The organism is Hallella absiana (genome assembly GCF_025457485.1).
Taxonomy (GTDB): Bacteria; Bacteroidota; Bacteroidia; order Bacteroidales; family Bacteroidaceae; genus Prevotella; species Prevotella absiana.
In genome coordinates this window covers 38,947-60,355 of sequence record NZ_JAMXSP010000007.1, presented here as the reverse complement: position 1 = coordinate 60,355, position 21,409 = coordinate 38,947, and the positions used below count along the sequence as shown (strand labels likewise).

Annotated in this window: 19 protein-coding genes; 10 read left to right on the top strand and 9 right to left on the bottom strand. The window is 48.3% G+C overall.

The features are described 5' to 3' along the window. Positions 1 to 7: 7 nt before the first annotated feature. From NG346_RS05120 to NG346_RS05090, 7 genes are all read left to right on the top strand, one after another. The gene (locus tag NG346_RS05120; protein WP_262279619.1) at positions 8 to 547 is read left to right on the top strand and encodes a DUF4494 domain-containing protein; all 540 of its coding nucleotides are present in this window, start codon (positions 8 to 10) and stop codon (positions 545 to 547) included. Continuing rightward, the gene (locus tag NG346_RS05115) at positions 547 to 1,221 is read left to right on the top strand and encodes a YggS family pyridoxal phosphate-dependent enzyme (protein ID WP_262279620.1); all 675 of its coding nucleotides are present in this window, start codon (positions 547 to 549) and stop codon (positions 1,219 to 1,221) included. The genes NG346_RS05120 and NG346_RS05115 overlap by 1 nt, the downstream gene beginning before the upstream one ends. Before the next feature lie 71 nt (positions 1,222 to 1,292). Next, positions 1,293 to 2,570, top strand: a complete 1,278-nt coding sequence (locus NG346_RS05110) for an adenylosuccinate synthase (protein ID WP_262288412.1) — start codon at positions 1,293 to 1,295, stop codon at positions 2,568 to 2,570. 22 nt (positions 2,571 to 2,592) lie between these two features. Next, the gene (gene hisS / locus NG346_RS05105) at positions 2,593 to 3,960 is read left to right on the top strand and encodes a histidine--tRNA ligase (RefSeq protein WP_262288411.1); all 1,368 of its coding nucleotides are present in this window, start codon (positions 2,593 to 2,595) and stop codon (positions 3,958 to 3,960) included. A gap of 174 nt (positions 3,961 to 4,134) precedes the next feature. Next, positions 4,135 to 5,892, top strand: a complete 1,758-nt coding sequence (gene aspS / locus NG346_RS05100) for an aspartate--tRNA ligase (RefSeq protein WP_262279623.1) — start codon at positions 4,135 to 4,137, stop codon at positions 5,890 to 5,892. 187 nt (positions 5,893 to 6,079) lie between these two features. Beyond that, the gene (locus NG346_RS05095; protein ID WP_262279624.1) at positions 6,080 to 6,364 is read left to right on the top strand and encodes a winged helix-turn-helix domain-containing protein; all 285 of its coding nucleotides are present in this window, start codon (positions 6,080 to 6,082) and stop codon (positions 6,362 to 6,364) included. A gap of 64 nt (positions 6,365 to 6,428) precedes the next feature. Then, on the top strand, positions 6,429 to 6,761 hold the full coding sequence (locus NG346_RS05090) for a hypothetical protein (RefSeq protein WP_262279625.1): 333 nt from the start codon (positions 6,429 to 6,431) through the stop codon (positions 6,759 to 6,761). Positions 6,762 to 7,215: 454 nt separating this feature from the next. Here the strand turns inward: NG346_RS05090 and NG346_RS05085 are convergent, their stop codons facing one another. From NG346_RS05085 to NG346_RS05065, 5 genes are all read right to left on the bottom strand, one after another. Continuing rightward, positions 7,216 to 7,995: a prephenate dehydrogenase gene (locus NG346_RS05085; protein WP_262279626.1), complete on the bottom strand. Its 780-nt coding sequence runs from the start codon at positions 7,993 to 7,995 to the stop codon at positions 7,216 to 7,218. Between the two features lie 77 nt (positions 7,996 to 8,072). Then, positions 8,073 to 9,137, bottom strand: a complete 1,065-nt coding sequence (locus tag NG346_RS05080) for a bifunctional 3-deoxy-7-phosphoheptulonate synthase/chorismate mutase type II (protein WP_262279627.1) — start codon at positions 9,135 to 9,137, stop codon at positions 8,073 to 8,075. A gap of 88 nt (positions 9,138 to 9,225) precedes the next feature. Next, positions 9,226 to 10,395 (bottom strand): pyridoxal phosphate-dependent aminotransferase, encoded by a 1,170-nt coding sequence (locus NG346_RS05075; RefSeq protein ID WP_262279628.1) that lies wholly within the window; start codon positions 10,393 to 10,395, stop codon positions 9,226 to 9,228. Between the two features lie 20 nt (positions 10,396 to 10,415). Then, positions 10,416 to 11,246, bottom strand: coding sequence for a prephenate dehydratase (locus NG346_RS05070; RefSeq protein WP_262279629.1), 831 nt, complete (start codon positions 11,244 to 11,246; stop codon positions 10,416 to 10,418). A 300-nt stretch (positions 11,247 to 11,546) separates the two neighbouring features. Then, complete coding sequence (locus tag NG346_RS05065; protein ID WP_262279630.1) at positions 11,547 to 11,816, bottom strand: hypothetical protein; 270 nt, start codon at positions 11,814 to 11,816, stop codon at positions 11,547 to 11,549. Positions 11,817 to 12,089: 273 nt separating this feature from the next. Between NG346_RS05065 and NG346_RS05060 the strand changes: the two genes are divergently transcribed. Continuing rightward, positions 12,090 to 12,854, top strand: a complete 765-nt coding sequence (locus tag NG346_RS05060) for a hypothetical protein (RefSeq protein ID WP_262288410.1) — start codon at positions 12,090 to 12,092, stop codon at positions 12,852 to 12,854. 118 nt (positions 12,855 to 12,972) lie between these two features. On the opposite strand, the gene NG346_RS05055 is transcribed toward NG346_RS05060, so the two are convergent. From NG346_RS05055 to NG346_RS05040, 4 genes are all read right to left on the bottom strand, one after another. Continuing rightward, entirely contained in the window at positions 12,973 to 15,120 is a 2,148-nt protein-coding gene (locus tag NG346_RS05055) for a peptidylprolyl isomerase (protein ID WP_262279632.1), read from the bottom strand. Between the two features lie 131 nt (positions 15,121 to 15,251). Further along, the gene (locus tag NG346_RS05050; protein ID WP_262279667.1) at positions 15,252 to 16,478 is read right to left on the bottom strand and encodes a hemolysin family protein; all 1,227 of its coding nucleotides are present in this window, start codon (positions 16,476 to 16,478) and stop codon (positions 15,252 to 15,254) included. Positions 16,479 to 16,564: 86 nt separating this feature from the next. Then, positions 16,565 to 17,218, bottom strand: a complete 654-nt coding sequence (lptC, locus tag NG346_RS05045; RefSeq protein ID WP_262279633.1) for an LPS export ABC transporter periplasmic protein LptC — start codon at positions 17,216 to 17,218, stop codon at positions 16,565 to 16,567. Positions 17,219 to 17,239: 21 nt separating this feature from the next. Further along, positions 17,240 to 18,547: an autotransporter outer membrane beta-barrel domain-containing protein gene (locus NG346_RS05040; RefSeq protein WP_262279634.1), complete on the bottom strand. Its 1,308-nt coding sequence runs from the start codon at positions 18,545 to 18,547 to the stop codon at positions 17,240 to 17,242. Positions 18,548 to 18,744: 197 nt separating this feature from the next. Here NG346_RS05040 and NG346_RS05035 point away from each other — a divergent pair, with 197 nt between their 5' ends. Beyond that, complete coding sequence (locus NG346_RS05035) at positions 18,745 to 19,941, top strand: Lnb N-terminal periplasmic domain-containing protein (RefSeq protein ID WP_262279635.1); 1,197 nt, start codon at positions 18,745 to 18,747, stop codon at positions 19,939 to 19,941. Positions 19,942 to 19,948: 7 nt separating this feature from the next. After that, entirely contained in the window at positions 19,949 to 21,352 is a 1,404-nt protein-coding gene (locus NG346_RS05030) for an alkaline phosphatase family protein (protein WP_262279636.1), read from the top strand. The last annotated feature ends 57 nt before the right edge of the window (positions 21,353 to 21,409 follow it).

The following is a 21,409-nucleotide window of genomic DNA, read 5'->3' as shown; positions in this document are numbered from 1 at the left end:
ATATTATATGAAATCAAGAACTTCTGATTGGTTTGAGACAAAAATACGCTACGACAAGACACAAGAGGACGGTGGACAAAAACCTGTCACAGAACAGTATGTCGTAGACGCACTGAGTTTTACAGAGGCTGAGAAAGCTCTGATTGAGGAAATGCAGACTTATATCAGTGGAGACTACAAGATCACCGGCATCAAGCCGGCTCCTTATCATGAGATATTCTTCAGCGATCTCAATGCTGATGATAAGTGGTATAAAGCTAAGCTCCAATTCATCACCATCGACGAGAAAACACAGAAGGAGAAGCGGTCTAATGTCAACTATCTTATACAGGCTGGGTCTTTACCAACAGCCGTCAAGTATGTGGAAGAGGTGATGGGTGGTACGATGATTGACTATGTCATCAGCGCTATCAACGAGACCCCTACCATGGATGTTTTTGTTCATGATTTGGATCCTAACAAGAAAAAGAAAGAAGAAGACGATAAACCTGAATACGAAAGAGAAAACACATCGGCAGACGACAACAAGGTGAAGGAGGGTGAGTAATGGACATTGATGTTGCATCGAATTTGAAAAAAGTCCTGGCTGAATTGCCAAAAGACACAAGGCTGGTAGCTGTCAGCAAGTTTCATCCCAATGAATACATTGAAGCAGCTTATCAGGCTGGCCAGCGTATCTTTGGAGAAAGTCATGAACAGGAACTGGTCAAGAAGTATGCACAACTGCCCAAAGACATTCAATGGCACTTCATCGGTCATCTCCAGACCAACAAAGTCAAATACATAGCACCATTTATCAGTATGATCGAGTCGGTCGATTCGATGAAACTGATGAAAGAAATCAATAAGCAGGCTGCGAAAAGTGATCGTGTTATCAATGTACTCCTGGAACTGCATATTGCGGAGGAAGAGGCAAAGACTGGACTGACACTCGATGCCTGCCGTGAATTGCTGAGCAATGGTGAGTGGAGAACATTGACCCATGTGCATATCAGTGGCTTGATGATGATGGCCAGCAATGTGGATGACCAGGAGCAGATCGCTCGTGAGATGAGCGCTGCGGCTGACTTCTTTGATGAAGTGAAGAAGCAGTATTTCAGTGATGATGACTCTTTCTGCGAGCGGTCGTGGGGAATGAGCCATGATTATAAGGTTGCGATTCAATGCCGCTCCACGCTCGTACGTGTCGGAACTGCAATCTTCGGTCCGAGAGTTTACTGACGATGTCATGCGACATACGGTTCACATTATTATATAGAGACATTTAAAAGAGAAACTATAAATCTAGGCATATGAATACAGGTAAAGTAGATGTTCTGCTGGGTCTTCAGTGGGGCGACGAAGGTAAAGGAAAGGTTGTCGACGTTCTTACGCCGCGGTACGATGTAGTAGCCCGTTTCCAGGGAGGCCCCAATGCTGGTCATACCTTGGAGTTTGAGGGTCAGAAATATGTGCTTCGCAGCATTCCGTCCGGTATCTTCCAGGGTGATAAGGTCAACATCATCGGTAATGGTGTAGTCCTGGCTCCTGATTTGTTTATGGACGAGGCGAAAGACCTTGAAAAGAGTGGGCATGAGCTGACTTCCAGACTCCACATTTCCAAGAAAGCACATCTGATTATGCCTACCCATAGAATTTTGGACCGCGCTATTGAGGCTGCTAAAGGCAAGAACAAAGTAGGGACGACCGGAAAAGGCATTGGACCGACGTATACCGACAAGGTCAGCCGCAATGGCTTGCGTGTGGGCGATATCCTTGAGAATTTTGACCAGAAATATGCTGCTCACAAAGAGCGCCACATGAAGATGCTGAAAGCCTTAGGCTGGACAGACTTCGAAGGCTTCGACGAGGTAGAGAAGAAATGGATGGAAGGTGTGGAGTATCTTCGCCGGTTCCATATCGTCGACAGTGAGCATGAGGTGAATAAGTTGCTGAGAGACAGCAAGAGCATTCTTTGTGAAGGTGCTCAGGGTACTATGCTTGATGTAGACTTTGGCAGCTATCCCTTTGTCACATCCAGCAATACCATCTGTGCCGGAGCCTGCACGGGATTGGGCATCGGCCCCAACAAGATTGGCAATGTCTATGGCATCATGAAAGCCTATTGCACACGCGTGGGTGCTGGTCCTTTCCCAACTGAACTCTTCGACGAGACAGGTAAGAAGATCAGAGATCTTGGCCATGAGTATGGTGCTGTGACAGGACGTGAGCGCCGTTGCGGATGGATCGATCTCGTACAGCTCCGCTATAGTATCATGGTTGACGGCGTGACGGAATTGATCATGATGAAGAGCGATGTCTTGGACGGCTTCGATACGATCAAGGCCTGTGTCGCTTATAAATTGCCCGATGGAACTGTGACACGTGACTTCCCCTATGAGATCGACAACGTGGAGCCAGTCTATAAGGAGCTGCCAGGATGGAAAACAGATATGACGAAGTTCACTTCTGAGGATCAGTTCCCGAAGGCTTTCGCAGACTACATCAAGTTCCTGGAGGATGAGCTGGAGACACGTATCGGCATCATCTCCATCGGTCCGGACCGTGATCAGACCATTGTAAGAAAATAAATCCCATTGATAAAAAAGTAGTATGGCAAATACGAAACCATCCATCCCAAAGGGTACCAGAGACTTTGGCCCTGAGGAGATGGCAAAGAGAAACTATATATTCAATACCATTAAGGAAGTTTACGCATTGTATGGCTTCCAACAGATAGAGACCCCAGCTATGGAGACCCTCCACACGCTGATGGGCAAATACGGTGACGAAGGTGACAAGCTCTTGTTCAAGGTCTTGAACTCAGGCGATTATCTCAAGGACGTCTCTGATGAGGAACTGCGTGAGCGCAATGTCCTTCATTTGCAGTCAAAACTGTGTGAGAAGGGCTTGCGCTATGACCTTACCGTGCCTTTCGCGCGCTATGTGGTGATGCATCGCAACGAGTTGCAGTTGCCATTTAAGCGTTATCAGATTCAGCCGGTGTGGCGTGCTGACCGTCCTCAGAAGGGCAGATACCGCGAGTTCTATCAGTGTGATGCTGATGTCGTCGGCTCCGACTCTTTGCTCAACGAGGTGGAGCTCATGCAGATCGTCGACACGGTGTTCCAGCGCTTCGGCATCAGAGTGCAGATCAAAATCAACAACCGTAAAATCCTCTCTGGTTTGGCAGAGGTCATCGGCGAGGCTGACAAGATTGTGGACATCACAGTGGCCATTGATAAGTTGGATAAGATTGGACTTGAAAAGGTCAACGACGAGCTGCGCGAGAATGGTATCTCGGAAGAGGCTATTCAGAAGTTGCAGCCGGTGATCGCTTTGACAGGCTCCAATGAGGATAAGTTGAAAGTGATCGCTGACGTCTTGAAGGATTCAGAGACAGGATTGAAAGGTGTGGAAGAGACATCGTTCATCCTTAACGCCCTCAAGAATGTAGGACTGAAGAATGAGGTACAACTTGATCTGACACTTGCCCGTGGCCTCAACTACTATACCGGTGCTATCTTTGAGGTGAAAGCTCTGGACACGCCGATGGGCTCGATCACCGGTGGCGGCCGTTATGACAACCTTACGGGAATCTTCGGTATGCCCGGTCTCTCCGGCGTAGGCATCTCGTTCGGTGCTGACCGTATCTATGATGTCCTGAATGCACTCGATCTGTATCCCAAGGATGCTGTCCGTTCCACTCAGTTGCTCTTCATCAACTTTGGAGAGAAAGAAACCGAGTATTGCCTGCCGATCATTTCCAAGGCTCGCGCTGCCGGCATCCGTACAGAGATCTATCCTGATGTTGTCAAGATGAAGAAGCAGATGTCCTATGCCAATGCAAAGCATATCGACTTCGTGGCTTTGGCCGGTGACAACGAGATTGAAGCAGGCAAGGTGACACTGAAGAATATGGTTACAGGCGAGCAGAATCTGGTTGATGTCGATGAGATGATCAAACAGGTGCAGGGATAATAGAATCATTTCGCAACTCTTTATAATGAAGGTAGCCTCAACCGGCTACCTTTTTTCTTCTTATTTTTAGAAAGTTATGGGTAAAAGTCCCATGAAAAAAGAGGGGGATGCGTTTTGTAGTTATAGAATAAATTACTAACTTTGCATTCATATAATATTCAATCTATAATAGCAATGTATAGAACAAATACATGTGGTGAGTTGCGCATCTCTGATGTCGGCAAGAAGGTTACGCTTGCCGGATGGGTGCAACGCACTCGTAAGATGGGAGGTATGACTTTTGTCGACTTGCGTGACCGTTACGGCATCACACAGTTGGTGTTCAACGAGGCCGCAGATAAAGAGCTGTGCGAGCAGGCAAACAAGCTCGGACGTGAGTATTGCATCCAGGCTAAGGGCTTGGTACAGGAGCGCCAGAGCAAGAACGACAAGATGGAAACGGGTGATATAGAGATCATTGTCGATGAGCTCAATATTCTCAGTCCTTCTCTCACTCCGCCTTTCACTATTGAGGACAATACGGATGGTGGCGATGAGCTGAGAATGAAGTATCGCTATTTGGATCTTCGCCGCTCCGTGGTCAGACGCAATCTGGAGTTGCGTCACCGTATGACTATTCTTATCCGTAATTTCCTCGACAATCAGAAGTTTATCGAGGTGGAGACACCAGTGCTGATCGGTTCTACTCCTGAGGGAGCGCGCGACTTCGTTGTTCCTTCCCGTATGAATCCCGGTCAGTTCTACGCATTGCCTCAGAGTCCTCAGACCTTGAAACAGTTGCTTATGGTGGCAGGCTTTGACAGATATTTCCAGATTGCCAAGTGTTTCCGTGACGAGGATCTTCGTGCTGACCGCCAGCCGGAGTTCACTCAGGTAGACTGCGAGATGAGCTTTGTCGACCAGGACGATGTCATCAACTTGTTTGAGGAGATGTGTCGTATGCTCTTCAAGGAGATTCGTGGTGTGGATCTTCCCAAGCCTTTGCAGCAAATGACATGGCATGAGGCTATGCGCCGTTTCGGTTCTGATAAGCCGGATCTGCGCTTCGGTATGGAGTTCGTTGAGCTGATGGATGAGTTCAAAGGAAAGGGTGAATTCTCAGTTTTCAATGAGGCTAACTATATCGGTGGTATCTGTGTGCCCGGCTGCGCAGACTATAGCAGAAAGCAACTCAATGAGTTGACCGACTTTGTCAAGCGTCCTCAGGTAGGTGCTCAGGGTCTGGTGTATATCAAATATAATGCCGACGGAACCATCAAGAGTTCTGTCGATAAGTTCTACTCTCAGGAAGTGCTTCAGGGCGTCTTGAATAAGATGGAAGCAAAGCCAGGTGACCTGGCACTGATTCTTTCCGGCAGCAATGCCAACAAGACACGTGTCCAACTCTGCAGCCTGCGTCTGTTGATGGGCGACCGTCTTGGCCTTCGTGACAAGAACGTGTTCAAATGTCTTTGGATAATTGACTTCCCACTCTTTGAGTGGAGCGATGAGGAGCAGCGCCTGATGGCAACCCACCATCCTTTCACTATGCCAAATCCCGATGACATCCCATTGCTCGACGCTCATCCTGAGCAGGTGCGTGCCAAGGCATATGACTTTGTCTGCAACGGCATCGAAGTGGGCGGTGGTAGTCTGCGTATCCATGATACGAAGCTCCAGGAGAAGATGTTCGAGGTGTTGGGCTTCACTCCCGAGCGTGCTGAAGCTCAGTTCGGCTTCTTGATGAATGCCTTCAAGTATGGTGCGCCACCTCACGCAGGTCTTGCTTTTGGCTTGGATCGTTTTGTCAGTATTCTTGCGGGCTTGGACAGCATCCGTGACTGTATCGCATTCCCGAAGAATAACAGTGGACGCGACGTGATGTTGGATGCTCCTTCAGCTCTTGAGCCTAAGCAACTTGAAGAGTTGAAGATCAAGATTGACAAAGAATAATCGCTATTATAATTTGATATGCATCAAGCGGGCGTGAAGTCTGCTTGATGTATGTCAATAAATAATATAGCGGTCGTCACTTTTGTAAGTAATGGGACAACGTGTTACTAAAAAATATCTTATATTTGCAATAAGAAAGTAATAAATTAGTTGTATATTAACTATAAAATTTATTTTTTACTAAATTATGGCAGAAAAGAAAGCAACAACAAAAAGAGCAGTTTGCAAGACTGCTACAGCAAAGAAAGCTGCAGCCCCAAAGAAAGCAACAGAGATTTTAGTAGACGCTGAGAATGCTGGATTCCGTGCAGGTGATGTGTATCAGGCATTGTTTGCAGCGGGTACTGCTCTGTCTGTCTCAGAGCTTTGTAAGGCAACCAATAAGACGGAGACTGAGATTCTCCTCGGTATTGGTTGGTTGCTGAAGGAAGGTAAGGTCAAGGGAGAACAAGGTAAAGTTGTGCTCGCTTAATACTGGAATACATATACCGCAGCTTAGTAGTAACCGATGCTATTGAGGTGCGGTTTTTTTATCTATGAAAGAGACCGTTATTCGCATTATGTTGGAAGCTGGTAACAAGGGTATCAGCTTAAGATATTTAGTGCTCCATGTTTATAATGCCTATAACAGCTTGTTCCACCCTGTCAGCAAGGAAGAGGTTCGGGCGTATGTTTATAACTTAGTGAGAAATCACAGCTCGTTGCCGACAGATCCTTTTGAAAGAGTTGGTTGGGGAAAATACAGATTCAATCTCCGGTCGCAAAAGGTTGTTCAAACTTATATTGATTTTAGTGACGAACAGAAAGGATGCAAGGTAGGGGAAGAAAGTCCTAAACAAACGGATGTCGATAGTCCTACTCTTTTCTAAAAGCTGTTGAATTTTGAGAGAATACACAAAACTGAAACTGTACGAATGTTAGTGTGTAAGTCTTGAAATTCAATGTTTTAAGTTGAACAATGATGGTCAAACGATCGTCGGACAATTGTCAAACGGACGTCGCACAATTGTCAAACGGACGTCGCACAATTGTCAAACGAACGTCGGACAATTGTCAAACGAACGTCGGACAATTGTCAAACGAACGTCAGATGATTGACTGACATTCGTTTGACCAATAAGTGAGAAGGCTTTTTATTATTACGTAACGATTGCAATCCATATTGATAATTGTTAATTTTTTGTTCTGTATAGTCTGTCAGTTAACAAAGAAGCAGTTGTGGAGCGATGAGAACATATTAAAATTGGCTGTTTTTCTTTCGTTTTGGCTCTAAAAAACTCCGCAACACTGTTAAGCGTTGCGGAGTTTTTCACTTTCGGAACTTTATTTCTCAAAAACGTTACGTCGGATCTTTGTGAGGTAAGCTTTCATGCCCTTGGTGTCTTTCTCGTCAATGATATGAAGCAGTTCCTTCATCTCTTTACAGATGTTTTCTACTTGATCATGGGTATAGGGGTTGAAGAGTATTTCCTGCAGCAGGTAGTCATCTTCTGACAGGACTCCTCTCGCTATATTCATGTGCCGCTTGAATGTTGTTCCTGGTGCATCTTGATGCTTCATGACAGCTGCGAACACGAAGGTTGACACAAAGGGAATGCTGAGTGAATAAGCGACCGTCTTGTCATGCTCCTCAAAGGTGTACTCATAGATGTGCAAGCCCAGTCCCCGATAGAGATCTTTGAAGAAGATGCGTCCCATGTAATCGCCCTCGGAGATGATGATAGCGTTTTCCTCAGACAGCTGATTGAGATTGGCAAACGTTGGGCCAAACATTGGGTGTGTAGAGACATAAGGGTGGCCGGCTTGCTCATAGAACTCTTTAAGGTGAGTCTTGACGGAAGCGATGTCAGAGATGATACAATCGGCGGGCAGATAGGGGAGGATCTCCTCAAAGGCAGGGATTGTGTATTTAACGGTCACTGCATTGATGACCAGTTGAGGTGCAAAGTCCTTCACCTCGTCCAGTGTGGTAAAGCGCTGGCAATTATATGTGAAGCGCAGTCTTCTCGGGTCTTTCTCGAAGACACCCACTTCATGGTCGAAGCTGAGCAGATCGATGAAGAAAGATCCCATCTTTCCTGCACCCATGATAAGAATCTTCATTTTTTGTCTGTGTAAGAATATCTATTGATTGATGACAGGCAATGACTCCAAGGTTCATTGCCCGTCATATAAAGAGTTTACTGGTTGATAATCTCCATTTGCTGGCGGACACTCTCTTGGTGGATGAGTTCAAAGACATGTGCAGCGCACTCTGGATCTATGCCGCACAAGCTGGCCTGTGCACCACGCTTCTCAAGGATCTCGTTGTAGCGGTTGGCCTGGAACACGGTCATATTATGCTCCTTCTTGTACTGACCGATTTCACGGCACACGCGCATACGCTTTGAGATGAGTTCCATGAGTTGGTTGTCAAGATCATCAATCTGACGACGGAGCTGGCTGATGCCTTCTGTGGTCACTGTCTCATCACGTACAACCAAAAGGCTGAGGATGTAGTCCAAGACATCTGGAGTCACCTGCTGACGGGCATCACTCCATGCGTCATCCGGACTGCAATGGCTTTCAACGATGAGGCCGTCGAAGCCTAAGTCCATGGCTTGCTGACACAGAGGAGCGATCAGTTCGCGTCGTCCACCAATGTGACTGGGGTCGCAGATGATCGGCAAGTTGGGGATGCGTCGATGTAGCTCCATAGGAATCTGCCACATGGGGAGGTTGCGATAGATCTTTTTGTCGTAGCTTGAGAAACCACGATGGATAGCCGCCATACGCTTTACGCCAGCCTGATTGATACGCTCCATGGCTCCAATCCACAGTTCAAGGTCGGGGTTGACAGGATTCTTAACGAAGACAGGGATGTCTACACCTTTGAGAGAATCTGCCAAGTCCTGCATGGCAAAGGGATTGGCGGTGGTACGGGCACCGACCCAAAGGATGTCAATGCCATATTTCAGACAGAGCTCCACGTGCTCGGGCTTGGCTACCTCGGTAGCAACCAGCATACCTGTCTCGTCTTTGACTTGCTTGAGCCAGGGTAGAGCCTTCTCTCCACAACCTTCAAAACCTCCTGGCTTGGTGCGTGGCTTCCATACGCCAGCACGAAACATGTGACAGCCCTTGCTTCTCAGTTGACGGGCTGTGTTCATCACCTGCTCCTCGGTTTCAGCACTGCAGGGACCTGCAATCACTATCGGTCGCTCGTTGTCACTCGGTAAGTTCAGAGCTTCAAGTTCAAGTTCCATATCCTTAAGTTTTAAATTATTAATTTCTATTTAAGTCTCAATATTGTTTGTGTATCAAATCCGGCATGAACAACTGTTCAGACGAGTGCTACTTGCCGGCTTTCCATTGCTTGATGCGTTTCAGCGCCTCTTCGATCTTCTCGTCTTTGGCGCAGAGCGAGATGCGGATGTAGCGCTTGCCGTTAGAGCCAAAGATAAAGCCTGGGGTGATAAAGACTTTCGCCTCATGGAGCACTTGTTCTGTCAGGTCTTCGACGTCGGCATAGCAGTCGGGGATTCTTCCCCAAACAAACATTCCTACCTGGCTCTTGTCGTAGGTACATCCCAGTGTGTCAAGGATTTGCTCGGCAATGACGCGGCGGCGGCGATAGTTCTCTATGTTGTTCTCGCGGTGCCAATCTTCAGAATTGGTGTTGTAAGCCTCGGCAGCAGCAAGCTGGATGCCGCGGAAAGTACCATTCTCGATATTACTCTGAATCTTGAAGATCCATGAGATATAGTCTTTGTTGCTCAGCATCATGGCCACGCGCCATCCCGGCATGTTGTGGCTCTTCGACATAGAGTTGAGTTCGATGCAATAGTCTTTGGCACCCGTCACCTGCATGATGCTCATCGGATGCTCGTTGAGGATGAGAGAGTAGGGATTGTCGTTGACTACAACAATGTCATGGCGACGGGCAAAGTCCACCAGCTTCTCATAAGTTTCCATCCGCGCATTGCCACCCGTCGGCATGTTGGGGTAGTTGGTCCACATCAGCTTCACACCCTCAAGATCCATCTTCTCAAGCGCGTCAAAGTCAGGTTGCCACCCGTTGTTCTCTTGCAGGTCGTAGTATATGATCTGGGTGCCGAAGATCTTGTTCACTGCTGTGTAGGTCGGGTATCCGGGATTAGGTATCAGCACCTTGTCGCCAGGATTGCAGAAGGCGAGTGTAGCGTACATGATACCTTCCTTTGAGCCAATGATGGGCTGGACTTCCGTAGCCCAGTCAACATCTACTCCATAGGTCCGCTTATAGAATCCAGCCATAGCCTTGCGCAGCTCCGGCAGTCCACAAGTGGGCTGATAGCCGTGTGCCGTCGGATCGTGAGCAACTTCACAAAGTTTCTCAATGGTCTGTGGCGATGGCGGCATATCCGGTGAACCTATAGCAAGCGAGATGATATCTTGCCCTTCTGCATTGAGTTTTGCCACTTCTTTCAGTTTGCGGCTGAAATAGTATTCTTGAATTGTGTTAACTCTTTGAGCTGGTTTCATATTGATGATTATTGCAGTTGTTATTTTTCTATATATTCTCCGATTATCTTGATATTGCGTGTCAGCGGCGTGATCGCATCCACTGCTTGTCGGTAGCGTACGAGATCATCATAGGTGACATCTACGTAGAAAAGATATTCCCACTCTTTGCCAATGATCGGAAGTGACTGGATCTTGGTCAGGTTGATGTCATAGAAGCTCAGGATAGTCAGCACTTTAGAGAGAGAGCCTTCTGAGTGGGGAAGAGAAAAGACGAGACTGGCTTTGTTGACAGCGTTGACGGGTCTCAGGAAGTCGGCTTTCTGTGGTGCGCAGACGACGAGGAAGCGTGTGAAATTGTGCTTGTTGTCCTCGATATGGTCTTCCAACACCTTCAAACCATATAGTTTGGCGGCATGGGCGTGGCAGATAGCGGCCCATCCGAGACAGTTGTGGTTCTTGATGTATTCAGCACTACCGGCAGTGTCATCCGCTTCAACCGCTTTGAGGTCGGGATGATTTGATAGCCATTGCCGGCACTGCATCAGAGCCACAGGATGAGAGTGCACCTCCGAGACGGTCGTCCAGTCGTCTTCCGGCAGGCAGCAGATGCTATGCGTGATATGCAACCGGTGCTCTCCAACGATGGTAGCTCCGCTGTCGCGTAGCAGTTCATAGTTGTGGAGCAAGGATCCGGCGATCGTGTTTTCGATAGCCACCAATCCGATGACGGTAGGGTCACGCTTGATATTCTCGAACACTTGCTCGAAAGTATCGCAGCAGATGAGCTGAATCTGTTCCCCCTCGAAATATTCATGGGCAGCGATATCATGGAAAGATCCTACGCGTCCTTGTATTGCTATTCTCTTCATCGATCTGTTCTTTGTCTGTTCTTATAATTGTTTTCAAGGTCATGTTACAAAAAATCCCACCTCATAGGATATGAAGCGGGACCTTGTATGCAAAACCTGTTTGGTTATTGTCAGTCTTAAGTTGAAATCTACACGCAACTTCCCGCTTCGCATTTCCATGCAAAGTAAAAATAATAATAACGGAAAGATGCAAATGACTTCATATTGTTATTGTTTTATTTTTGTGCAAAAGTATAACATTTATCTGATATACGCAAACATTTCCTTAGAAAAATTGCGAAAGAGATAAAAAATTAATATTTAATCGAGTTGGAAGTGCCCGTTTGCGAGTTTAGGATTGATGCGCAGCACAGCTTGAGCGTCTTCTTCCGCCCCTCGCTTGTCGCCCATTTGCAGGAGCAGGGCACCGCGCAGACGGTGGGCTTCCTCTGTTTCTGCTTCCGGGGCTTGGGCTATATATTGGCTGAGCAATGCCACGGCAACGACTTTATTGCCTTGAGCAGCCATTGCTTTTGCTTGGTCTAACAATGTCGTAGACTTTTCAGATGTTGAAGATGGATTCTTTTCCATATCGTTATCACTTTATAATAGTCGTTATTTCTTTATATTAATGATATGCAAAGATAATAAGAATCAACTTGTTTGCCTCATGATCTCATTAAAAATGGAATAACGATAGAGGCATTTATGTATTTTTAATCAAAACAACCCTAAAAATGATGAAGCAACAGAGCGGGAATTCGATCTTTTCTTATCTTTGCAATGAAATACAGCCAGGATGAATCATCTTTGCAGGATAAGCATGAGGGTGACGAGAAGTCTTTGCTGGAAATAATTAAAGTGATGATGAACAAAGGAAACTATATATTGACGGGCTTGATGCTGTTGAGTACTGGCATCAGTGCCCAGTCACATAATGACTCCATCCCGAAGTCCGCTCAAAGTATTAAGAGCAATGCTTCGCTTTACACAAAAGCGGTGCCCCGTGAGGGGTGGAGTGACGGCAACAGTCTCCATGCGGGGCTCAACGCCAGCATGGATCTGAGTGCTTACACCACTTTTGGTGGTCGACGCCACCGCAGTGGTTTTGCCCAGACTGCTAACGTGGCCTACGCGACGCCCATTGGCAAAAAGGGTAGTCTTGTTGTTGGCGGTAATCTCAGCCATGTCAGTGAGGGATCAAACAACTATGTGACAGGTTCGCTTTATGCCGAATTGGGCTATCGGTTCAATGATCAATGGTCTGCCACCATCTATGGTCAGAAGTCGATAGGCTCGAATGGCTTCTATCCTTACTCTTATTATGGGTATCCTTCATTAGCTTATTCGGGGTTGATGAGTCCATACGGCTTGGGGTATTATGGTTATGGCGTAGGTGCCTATGGTTATGGCGTAGGTGCCTATGGTTATGGCCTTGGTCCTTATGGCAATGGCTTCGGTTCTGGTTACTATGGAAATGTTGACAGGATAGGGGCTTCTGTGCTGTGGAAACCGTCACCGGCGTTCTCCTTACAACTGTCAGTAGAGAAAGACTGGTACCACGATCCTTATAAAGACGGAGCCTTCGGGCCTCACAAATACGACTATCCTTTGCCAAAAGTGCAGTGAGTTCTTATAGTGTTTGAGAGACTCATCAATTATAGCAGTTGTCAATTGAAAATAAGAAAACAGGGAAAAGACCAATATCTTTTCCCTGTTTTCTTTATATATGCTCTACAACTCTTGTTTAGAAGAAGAGATAGCGGTTGTCGACAACCTTAGCCTTGACATAGAGCTCGTTCATGAAGTTGCCGGCGTACTGCATAGAGCGCTGACGGAGCTTCATCTCTTCCTGAGCCTCATTGAACTTCAGTGCATTCTTCTTGCGGCTGACGACCTGGAACTGATAGACACCGGCCAGGCCCTTAACAGGATGGCTGCTGAATGCTCCGGGCTTTGTAGCGTAGACGGCACCACTCAGAGCAGGCTCGCTACTACCGGTAGACTGAACGAAGACAGGAGCGGCGAAAGTCACCTGGTTGACAGCAGAGATGATAGCACCCTTAGCCTTGGCAGCGTTGATGCTGTTGGCACCTTTAGCCTTGGCGATGAGCATCTCGGCTTTCTTGTCACGCATCACCTCCTGCTTGACCATCTCCTTCACCTGAGGATCGCTGAGGTCGCGGTAGCCAATCGGATGGATCTTTTCGCAGACGACGAGCAGCAGGTTGTTGCCATTGTCGCCACACTCATACATCGGAGAAACCTCACCCTCTTTGGCTGCGAAGAGCCACTTCATAGCGTCGCGGGTAGATTTGATACCTGCAAGGTTGTGCTGGCTGGTGGTCACGTCCTTAGCCTCCTGAACAGAATAGCCGTTGCGGGCAGCGTTCTTCACGATGTCGGCTGGAGTCTGGTTAGCGCTGACAAAGGTGCTGAACTTGTTGTAGACGTTGCTACGTGTAGTGTTGGAGTAGTCGATCGGCTTCTTGATGACAGCTGCCGTGTACTTCTCGACCATATTCTTGCGGTCAAGCACCTGGATAATCAAGTTGCCCTGAGTCAGCTGAACGTTCTTCAGCTCTTTAACGTTAGAGGTGAGCAGAGCGTTGAGATAGTTCTTTGAGTCGTTGTCCATCGATGTTGAGTACTCATACATCTTGGTGGTGAGCCACTGCTCTTTGCCTTCCTGGTTGTATTTCTTGGCAATAGCGGCAAAGTCTGCACCTGCCTTCAGAGCGTTGTAGACAGAGTCTGCAGTCTTATGCGCCTCGTCGGGAGTAGTACCTGCAATCTGGATAGCGCGGAACTGCACAGAGTCAGGGAGCTCCTGCTTAGCAACGAGCTTGACGATATTGAAAGTGTTGTCCTGCTTGTTCTCCACAGGGCCTAAAGTCTGACCGACAGACATAGAGTCGAGTTTGTCTGCGATATCTGTTGGGAAAGCTTCTTTGCCAACGGGGATACCCATGTAGGGAACGGAAGAAGTGCTCTTGCGAACGATTTCAGAAGGATCAGCGGCAGTCTGCATTTGACCGGCCCAACCCTTGAATTGCTTCAGCAGTGCTGCGCGGTCAGCGGGAGAGGCTGAGATCTGAACATCAACATACTTGATGTCGCGGCTCTCGACATACTGACGGAAACGCGCCTTCAGCTCATCGTATTTAGCCTGCAGGTCAGCGTCAGAGATGTTGACTTTAGAGTCCTGGATGCTGGAGTAGGGGTAGGAAGCCAACTGGATTTGGCTCTCCTGGCTCTCCTCGTTGAAGGCCATCTTAGCCTCAATAGGATTAGACAGCAAGCAGTGAGCGAGCAGTCCGTTGTACTTCTGAATGAGCAGTTGCTGACGGAGGCTCTTCTCGATGTAAGTCCAGTATTTGTAGATGGCGTCCATCTGCTCAGCCATCTGCGGATTCTGCTGCTGAGCCTGAGCCTGCTTATACTGAGCGAGGAACTGCTTGAGCTGGTTGGCATCGAAGCGTCCGGTCTGCTGATTGACGAAAGGTGTAGAGAGAAGCATCTGGTTGGTACCCTCGTTGAGCACATTCTGCATCTCCTGGTCTGTCACGGTCATGCCCAGTTTGTCGCACTCGTTCTCAATGAGACGATACTGTACGAAGTTGTTCCAGACTTGGTCACGAAGTTGGTTGAGTTGGTCATCGTTGAGATTTTCCTGGCCCATGAACTTCATAGCCTGCTGTGCTTCGTCGACTTGCTTGGCAAAGTCCTCGTAATTGATTTTGTCTCCTAACACCTCACCGATTTGCTGGCGCTCATTGTTGCGAGATGACTCGCAAGAACGGAAGGCCTCTTCGGCGATGAAAGCGAAAAGGCCGAAACCGATGATGGCGATCAGCGCGACACTTTTGCTTCTGATTTTTCCTAATGCTGCCATTTTGTTTTGATAATTGTATTTTTTGTTTATTGATTTTCTGCGTTAAAGCTAACTCTTTTAAGCGTACAAATTTACTAAATAAATAGCAAACGAGGGAATGATTTATAGAAAAAAACGTCAGAGATGCTTATTTATTCGTTGATATGCAGTCTGACGAGCTCTATTTTCGTCATTGTGCTTTTAATGATTTTAAATTCGAACTTGTCGATCTTGATGATTTCGTTGAGTTTGGGGAAGCTTTGGTATTCATGGAGGATAAGTCCGCCAATTGTCATATATTCGTCACTCTCGGGCAATTCCAATCCAAATTCCTCGTTGACCTTGTCGATTTCGAGTCGTGCTGAGAGCAGATAGTCGTGCTCATCAATCTTCTTGGCGATGTAGTGGTCTGTGTCGTGTTCATCCTCAATATCGCCGAAGATTTCCTCCACGATATCCTCCAACGACACCAGTCCACTGGTGCCGCCAAATTCGTCGATGACCACGCCGAGGCTCTTCTTCTGTTGCAGGAAGATGCGCATCAGTTTTTGCGCCAGCATCGTCTCCGGGACAAAGGGCAGGGTGCGGATATGATCCTGCCAGCGTTTGGGATCACGAAACATCTCGTGGCTATGGATATATCCCACGATATGGTCGATGTCCTCGCGATAGACGATGATCTTGGAGTTTCCGCTCTCCACAAATTTCTGTTTCAGTTCCTCCAGGCTACACGTCTCCATGTTGACGGCATTGATCTCGGTACGTGGAATCATGCAGTCGCGCACTTTCAGGTCGGGGAAGTCGAGTGCGTTTTGGAAAATCTTCACCTCGTCGTCGACGGCGGCTTCGTTGGGTGCGTTGTCAATAGATGTGTGGATGAGGTAGTCGAGATCCACCTTGGTGAAGCCTTCGTCGCCCTCTTCCTTCGGCATGTGCACGCCAAAGAGTCGTAAGAGACCCTTTGAGAGAAAGGTAGCAAACTTGCTGATGGGCCAAAGGACGATGTAGAAAATGTATGCGATGGGTGAGAACACCGTCAACATGGTGTTGGGGATGCTCTTGAAAAGTGACTTGGGAAGGAACTCTCCCGTGAAGAGCATGATCAGCGTTGATAGAATGGTATCGGCGGGTACCGTGAACCCGGCGCTGCACCCTCGAAAGATGGTGTTGTCGAAGAGTTGGGCAATCAAGATGCCGTAGATGACCAGAACCACGTTGTTGCCCACAAGCATAGTAGAGACGAAACCGTTGGGATGGCGATAAAAGAAGGAGATGATATGTTGGGATAATCCATTCTTGTTCTTATCCATCTCAGCCAGCATGCGGTTGCTTGAGACAAACGCGATCTCCATTCCGGAAAAGAATGCACTGAGCACCATCGTGCACAATATCTCTAAGATAAGTGGTATATCTACTTGCTGCACAGTTATATGATTACAATTATGATGTTTTCTGTTTTTCGATGTTATTGTTTTCCGCCGCGTTCTGGCACAGCCTGACTTCTTTGACTCTTTTGGATGCTGTCCTGCTCTGCGGCTGACGTGCCGGAGTCGGAGTTTCCACCCTCAAGATCGCTTTGAGAGAAGGAGCCCTTGGTGTTGGTGACCATATAGCGAGTCATCTTCTCGTCGGAACGGAAATAAGATCCTTGCAGCGTGCGGTCGGGCGTGATGAGACGGGAGAAGACGTTGGAATACAGTTCATGTGTGTTTTGATCCCAGAACAGTTCCTGGCTGGTAAAGCGCAGTCCGTCCTTGGTTCTCACACGCACTCTTGATCTGAGTTCCCACAACTTCTTTTGACTATAGTAATAGGCAGTATCGCACTGGATATATGCCTGCACATGAAACTTCTCGTCAAACTGCTCCAAGAAGAGTCCTTTCTCAAAGATCCATCTTGGTGGCCGCTTGTTCTCGTTGACTTCCCATTTCTCGGTTACGATGCGGTATTTGATCACACCGGAGTCGGAGATGAGCGTGTTGACGCCCCATGATGTCATCACGGCGACTGAGTCGCGTGCGCGCACAGCAGGGGCTGTATGCTCTACGGGCTCGGTACAGGAGGCGATGAAGCACACAAAGAGAAAGGTGAGAAGACTATGATGCAGAGATAATTTCATGAGAAAATGCCTATACATCTATTATTGTACTTTCCACTTAGCAAACCACTGCTCATTGAAGGTGATGCCAACGTTGATGCGGAAGGTGTTTTCCGTGATGAGGTTCTTGGCGCTTCGCTTGACCCATTGAGCACTGATGTTGAGCAGCGAGCGGTTGTTATATCCGTTGACGATAGGGATTCCGAAGCCCAGTGAGGCACTGAGCTCTTTAGGACCTTCCAGACTTCCTATATAATAATAAGGTGTAGTATAGCTCACACCGGCGCGATAGCGAATGCGCTTCAAGAAAGAGCGGCCATACTCGTCGGGGCAGATTTGTGTGCCGAGTGTAAACTGATGGCGGTCCTTATAGTATCCTTTTACCAACTGGTAGTTGATGTTGCCACTGTTGTCGGTGACGAGTTCGGGTGCGCTGATTTTCGACCACTGCTGGAGAGAGTAGTCGGCTCCGATCTTAACTTTGTTATTGTGGTTGAAAGTGAGTCCTGCTCCAAAGGTATTTGGAATCTTCAATTTCAAATCCACCTGTCCTGCACCGGGATAGGTAATTGTGTCAGCCACAGCCGTGACAGAGTTGTTGGAGACGATGGTCACCTGCGGCTTGCCATTGATTTCATGCCCCATGCCATAGGTCAAGCCCAGTGTGAGCTGATCCTTCTTGTTCAGCGGCAATGTATATTGCAGTCCGGCATCCAGCTTGTAGCTTCTTACGTCGGCCGAATAAGTCTTAATGAGCGCGTTGGCGGACGAGTTGCTGTAACTGTTCGTCACCGTACGAGTGTAGTCACCATAGAGATACGATCCGTTGACACCGATGGAAAGGTTGCGGATAGGCTCCCAGCCAAAGCCGAGATACACCTGATGCAAGCCACCGTCACCATTATAGGCATTGTAGGAATATGTCTTGTTGACGTCGCCCACTGATGTTGTAGTGGAGTAGGAGTATCCGATGTTGGAATAGGGAAGCAGACCGAAGCTCACGCCGAAATGGCGGAAGAGGCGGAGGCCGGCTACCACATACTCAAAGTCAGCATTGTTGGCGTTGAGTTTTCTTCCACCTTCCTTAAAGTTGGTTTGCTGCAACGAGATGCCGGCATCGAAAATAAACGAGAGGCTGTCGATGGCCGAGTAAGACGCCGGGTTGGCAGGGTTCACCTGATTGTGCTCCCGGAAGCCCAAGGCCAATCCGTTCATACCGCGATTGAAGCCTGTAGACTGGTCAGAAAGTATTCCCAGCCCATATTGGCTATATGGAGAGTTGGTGCCGCTCTGAGCCCAGCCCGTAGTGGCGAGCATAGCCAGTGCGATGACGGTGAGTTGTTTTTTCATTGGTTTACTAACGAATACGTTTATCTTCTTGGAGCTTCCATCCTTGCTACAGTGTTCATCAACACCGGGCTTCGGCAGAAGTCAACTGCAAAAGTATTGAAAAAAATCGAAATTAACGCACGAAAGTGAAAATAATAAGGTATTTTTGCATCGTGAAACGTTTAAAACGACATTTACGAGTTGTTTTTCTCGCTGTTTTGGTTTTCTTAACGACAACCATTTGGGCGCAAGAAGCGACACCGAGACAGTTGCAGGAGATGGACAGCGTGGAGATAGGACTACTCACCTGTTCACCGGGGAAAGAGATTTACAGCTTATACGGACATACAGCTATCCGCGTTCATGACGCGGCAACAGGGCAAGACGTAGCGGTCAACTATGGCTTGTTCAATTATCATACACCCTATTTCATACCTCGCTTCGTCTTCGGGCTCTGCGACTACGAGATGGGGATCTATCCTTTTGACCTGTTCATGGAGGAATATACGGAAGAGGGCAGGGGTGTGATCGAGCAGCGCATCAATCTCACGCGGCAGGAAAAACTCGACATCATCAATGCACTGGCTCTTAACGCTCGTCCCGAGAACAAAGTCTACCGCTACAATTTCTTTTACGACAATTGTTCGTCGAGAGCGCGTGACATGATCGTCGACCATATCCGTGGTCATGTGGGTTATCGGGTCAATGCGTCCGTGACGAGTTCCTACCGCACGATGGTGCATCAGTGGGATGAGCAGCATCCTTGGGATTGCTTCGGCTGCGATCTGCTGTTGGGAGTAAATGCCGACCGGCAGACAACCTTGCGTCAGCAGCAGTTCCTTCCCGACTCTCTGCGTGCTTCCTTTGCTACGGCTAAGGTTTTCCGTGAGCATCAGTCACCTGCCAACCTTGTGGACAGCACTTGGACGGTACTTGAGGCTCAGACTCCCGAGACGGATCTATCCTTCTTCGATATTTTCACGCCGCGTGTGGCTATTACTATATTGACGTTGCTCGTAGTTCTGGCCAGTGTGAGGGAGTATCGCAAGAAAAGAATCTATTGGGGCATCGACCTCGCTCTGTTGTTAGTTGACGGACTGGCAGGTCTCGTGCTGTTCCTCATGATCTTCTCCAAACATCCGACAGTCAGTATCAACTTACAGATACTGTTGCTTAACCCTCTGTCGCTCGTCGCCCTTTATTCTGTGGTCAGAAAGAGTAGGAGAGGGCAGTACAGCAAGTGGTGGACGGTGTTTGCCGTTTGCCTTTTACTGTTTTTCATTGGCAACATCCTGCAAGACTATGCGTCGGGAATGAACATATTGGCATTATGCTTGTTGGATAGGTGTATCGTCAATTATGCAGTTTGCTTTAAGGGCAACAATGTATTAACAAAGATAGTAACAAGACAATAACAGAAGAATGAGATATTTAGCTTTCATCATCGCTGCGCTGACATCCGCTGAGATGCAGGCCTTCGGGCTTGCACCGCGACTGGTGGTCAATGTGACCATCGACCAGTTGCGCACCGACTATATGGAGGCTTTCTATCCCCTCTACGGTCAGGGCGGCTTCCGACGTCTCATGCAGCAGGGCCTGGTGTATGAGGGCGGTCGTTATCCATTCACCCCCGTCGACCGTTCGTCGGCCACAGCCACGCTGTCGTCCGGCGCCACACCTTATCTTCATGGTATCGTGGGCACGCAATGGCTCGACCGCGCTACGCTGCGTCCTGTCAACTGCGTGGCTGACGAGAAGTACAGCAGTTCACCGCAACGCCTGCTGACATCCACCTTGGGCGATGAGCTTAAGATGAGCAGCAACGGCACGGCTATTGTCTACAGCTTTTCTCAAGATAAGGAGTCTGCCATCTTGTCGGCTGGACATGCTGCCGACGGTGCTTTTTGGATGGGTGACAACGGCACGTGGACTGGCACTAAGTATTATAGCACTTCTTTGCCCGCATGGCTCAAAGCCTACAATACGCTCCATCCTCAGCAGGGAAGGACTGCGGCACTGGCCAACGACAATGTCGTGTCGGTGTCGCTGCAAGCCGTGACTTCCGCGGCAATGGGTCGCGACGAGATGCCCGACCTGCTCTATGTCACCTTGTCGGCAGCACGTGCCAAGGGTAAGGAGAACGAAAGTTGGCAAACGTGCATGGAGAGCGTCTACATGCAGCTTGACCATACCTTGGCCACGCTCATCTCGGGCGTGGAGCAGCGCGTGGGCAAAGACAAAGTGCTGTTTGTGGTCACCTCCACCGGCTACTCCGACGAGGCCCGCAAGGACTTGGATAAATATCGTGTACCCTCGGGTACTTTCTATATCAATCGTACGGCCAATTTGCTCAACATGTATCTCAGCGCCATCTATGGTCAGGGCAGATATGTGGAGCAGTGCTATGGCAATGAGATGTATCTCAACCATAAGCTCATTGAGCAGAAGAGGCTTTCGATGAATGAGATTCTTGGCCGCAGCCAGAATTTCCTCATTCAGAATGCCGGCGTCGCTGATGTTTATACCAGCGAGCGTCTTATGGCCGGCAACAACGACATCCTTAAGATCCACAACGGATACAATCCCACCAACTGCGGTGACATCATCATCGACGTGGCACCGGGATGGAAGCTGCTCAACGAAGAGACCCAGCAGGTCATCTACAGCAGTGCCGGCTTCATGCCTTTCCCCATCATCTTCTTAGGAAGCAATATACCCCACGAGGTCGTCAAGACTCCCGTGAGCGTTGATTGTGTGGCTTCCACCGTGGCAAAGGCCATCCGCATCAGGGCACCCAACGCTTGCACCACCGCTCCCTTGTTCTAAGCTCCCATTGGACGCTCCAAGGGAAATTATCTCCACCTAAAGAGTAAATATATGGTA

What these genes read in the sequence shown, in the direction of transcription:
- NG346_RS05120 (WP_262279619.1), top strand. Translation starts at nt 8, where the DNA reads ATGAAATCAAGAACTTCTGATTGGTTTGAGACAAAAATACGCTACGAC.
- NG346_RS05115 (WP_262279620.1), top strand. Translation starts at nt 547, where the DNA reads ATGGACATTGATGTTGCATCGAATTTGAAAAAAGTCCTGGCTGAATTG.
- NG346_RS05110 (WP_262288412.1), top strand. Translation starts at nt 1,293, where the DNA reads ATGAATACAGGTAAAGTAGATGTTCTGCTGGGTCTTCAGTGGGGCGAC.
- hisS (WP_262288411.1), top strand. Translation starts at nt 2,593, where the DNA reads ATGGCAAATACGAAACCATCCATCCCAAAGGGTACCAGAGACTTTGGC.
- aspS (WP_262279623.1), top strand. Translation starts at nt 4,135, where the DNA reads ATGTATAGAACAAATACATGTGGTGAGTTGCGCATCTCTGATGTCGGC.
- NG346_RS05095 (WP_262279624.1), top strand. Translation starts at nt 6,080, where the DNA reads ATGGCAGAAAAGAAAGCAACAACAAAAAGAGCAGTTTGCAAGACTGCT.
- NG346_RS05090 (WP_262279625.1), top strand. Translation starts at nt 6,429, where the DNA reads ATGAAAGAGACCGTTATTCGCATTATGTTGGAAGCTGGTAACAAGGGT.
- NG346_RS05085 (WP_262279626.1), bottom strand. Translation starts at nt 7,995, where the DNA reads ATGAAGATTCTTATCATGGGTGCAGGAAAGATGGGATCTTTCTTCATC.
- NG346_RS05080 (WP_262279627.1), bottom strand. Translation starts at nt 9,137, where the DNA reads ATGGAACTTGAACTTGAAGCTCTGAACTTACCGAGTGACAACGAGCGA.
- NG346_RS05075 (WP_262279628.1), bottom strand. Translation starts at nt 10,395, where the DNA reads ATGAAACCAGCTCAAAGAGTTAACACAATTCAAGAATACTATTTCAGC.
- NG346_RS05070 (WP_262279629.1), bottom strand. Translation starts at nt 11,246, where the DNA reads ATGAAGAGAATAGCAATACAAGGACGCGTAGGATCTTTCCATGATATC.
- NG346_RS05065 (WP_262279630.1), bottom strand. Translation starts at nt 11,816, where the DNA reads ATGGAAAAGAATCCATCTTCAACATCTGAAAAGTCTACGACATTGTTA.
- NG346_RS05060 (WP_262288410.1), top strand. Translation starts at nt 12,090, where the DNA reads ATGATGAACAAAGGAAACTATATATTGACGGGCTTGATGCTGTTGAGT.
- NG346_RS05055 (WP_262279632.1), bottom strand. Translation starts at nt 15,120, where the DNA reads ATGGCAGCATTAGGAAAAATCAGAAGCAAAAGTGTCGCGCTGATCGCC.
- NG346_RS05050 (WP_262279667.1), bottom strand. Translation starts at nt 16,478, where the DNA reads ATGGTGCTCAGTGCATTCTTTTCCGGAATGGAGATCGCGTTTGTCTCA.
- lptC (WP_262279633.1), bottom strand. Translation starts at nt 17,218, where the DNA reads ATGAAATTATCTCTGCATCATAGTCTTCTCACCTTTCTCTTTGTGTGC.
- NG346_RS05040 (WP_262279634.1), bottom strand. Translation starts at nt 18,547, where the DNA reads ATGAAAAAACAACTCACCGTCATCGCACTGGCTATGCTCGCCACTACG.
- NG346_RS05030 (WP_262279636.1), top strand. Translation starts at nt 19,949, where the DNA reads ATGAGATATTTAGCTTTCATCATCGCTGCGCTGACATCCGCTGAGATG.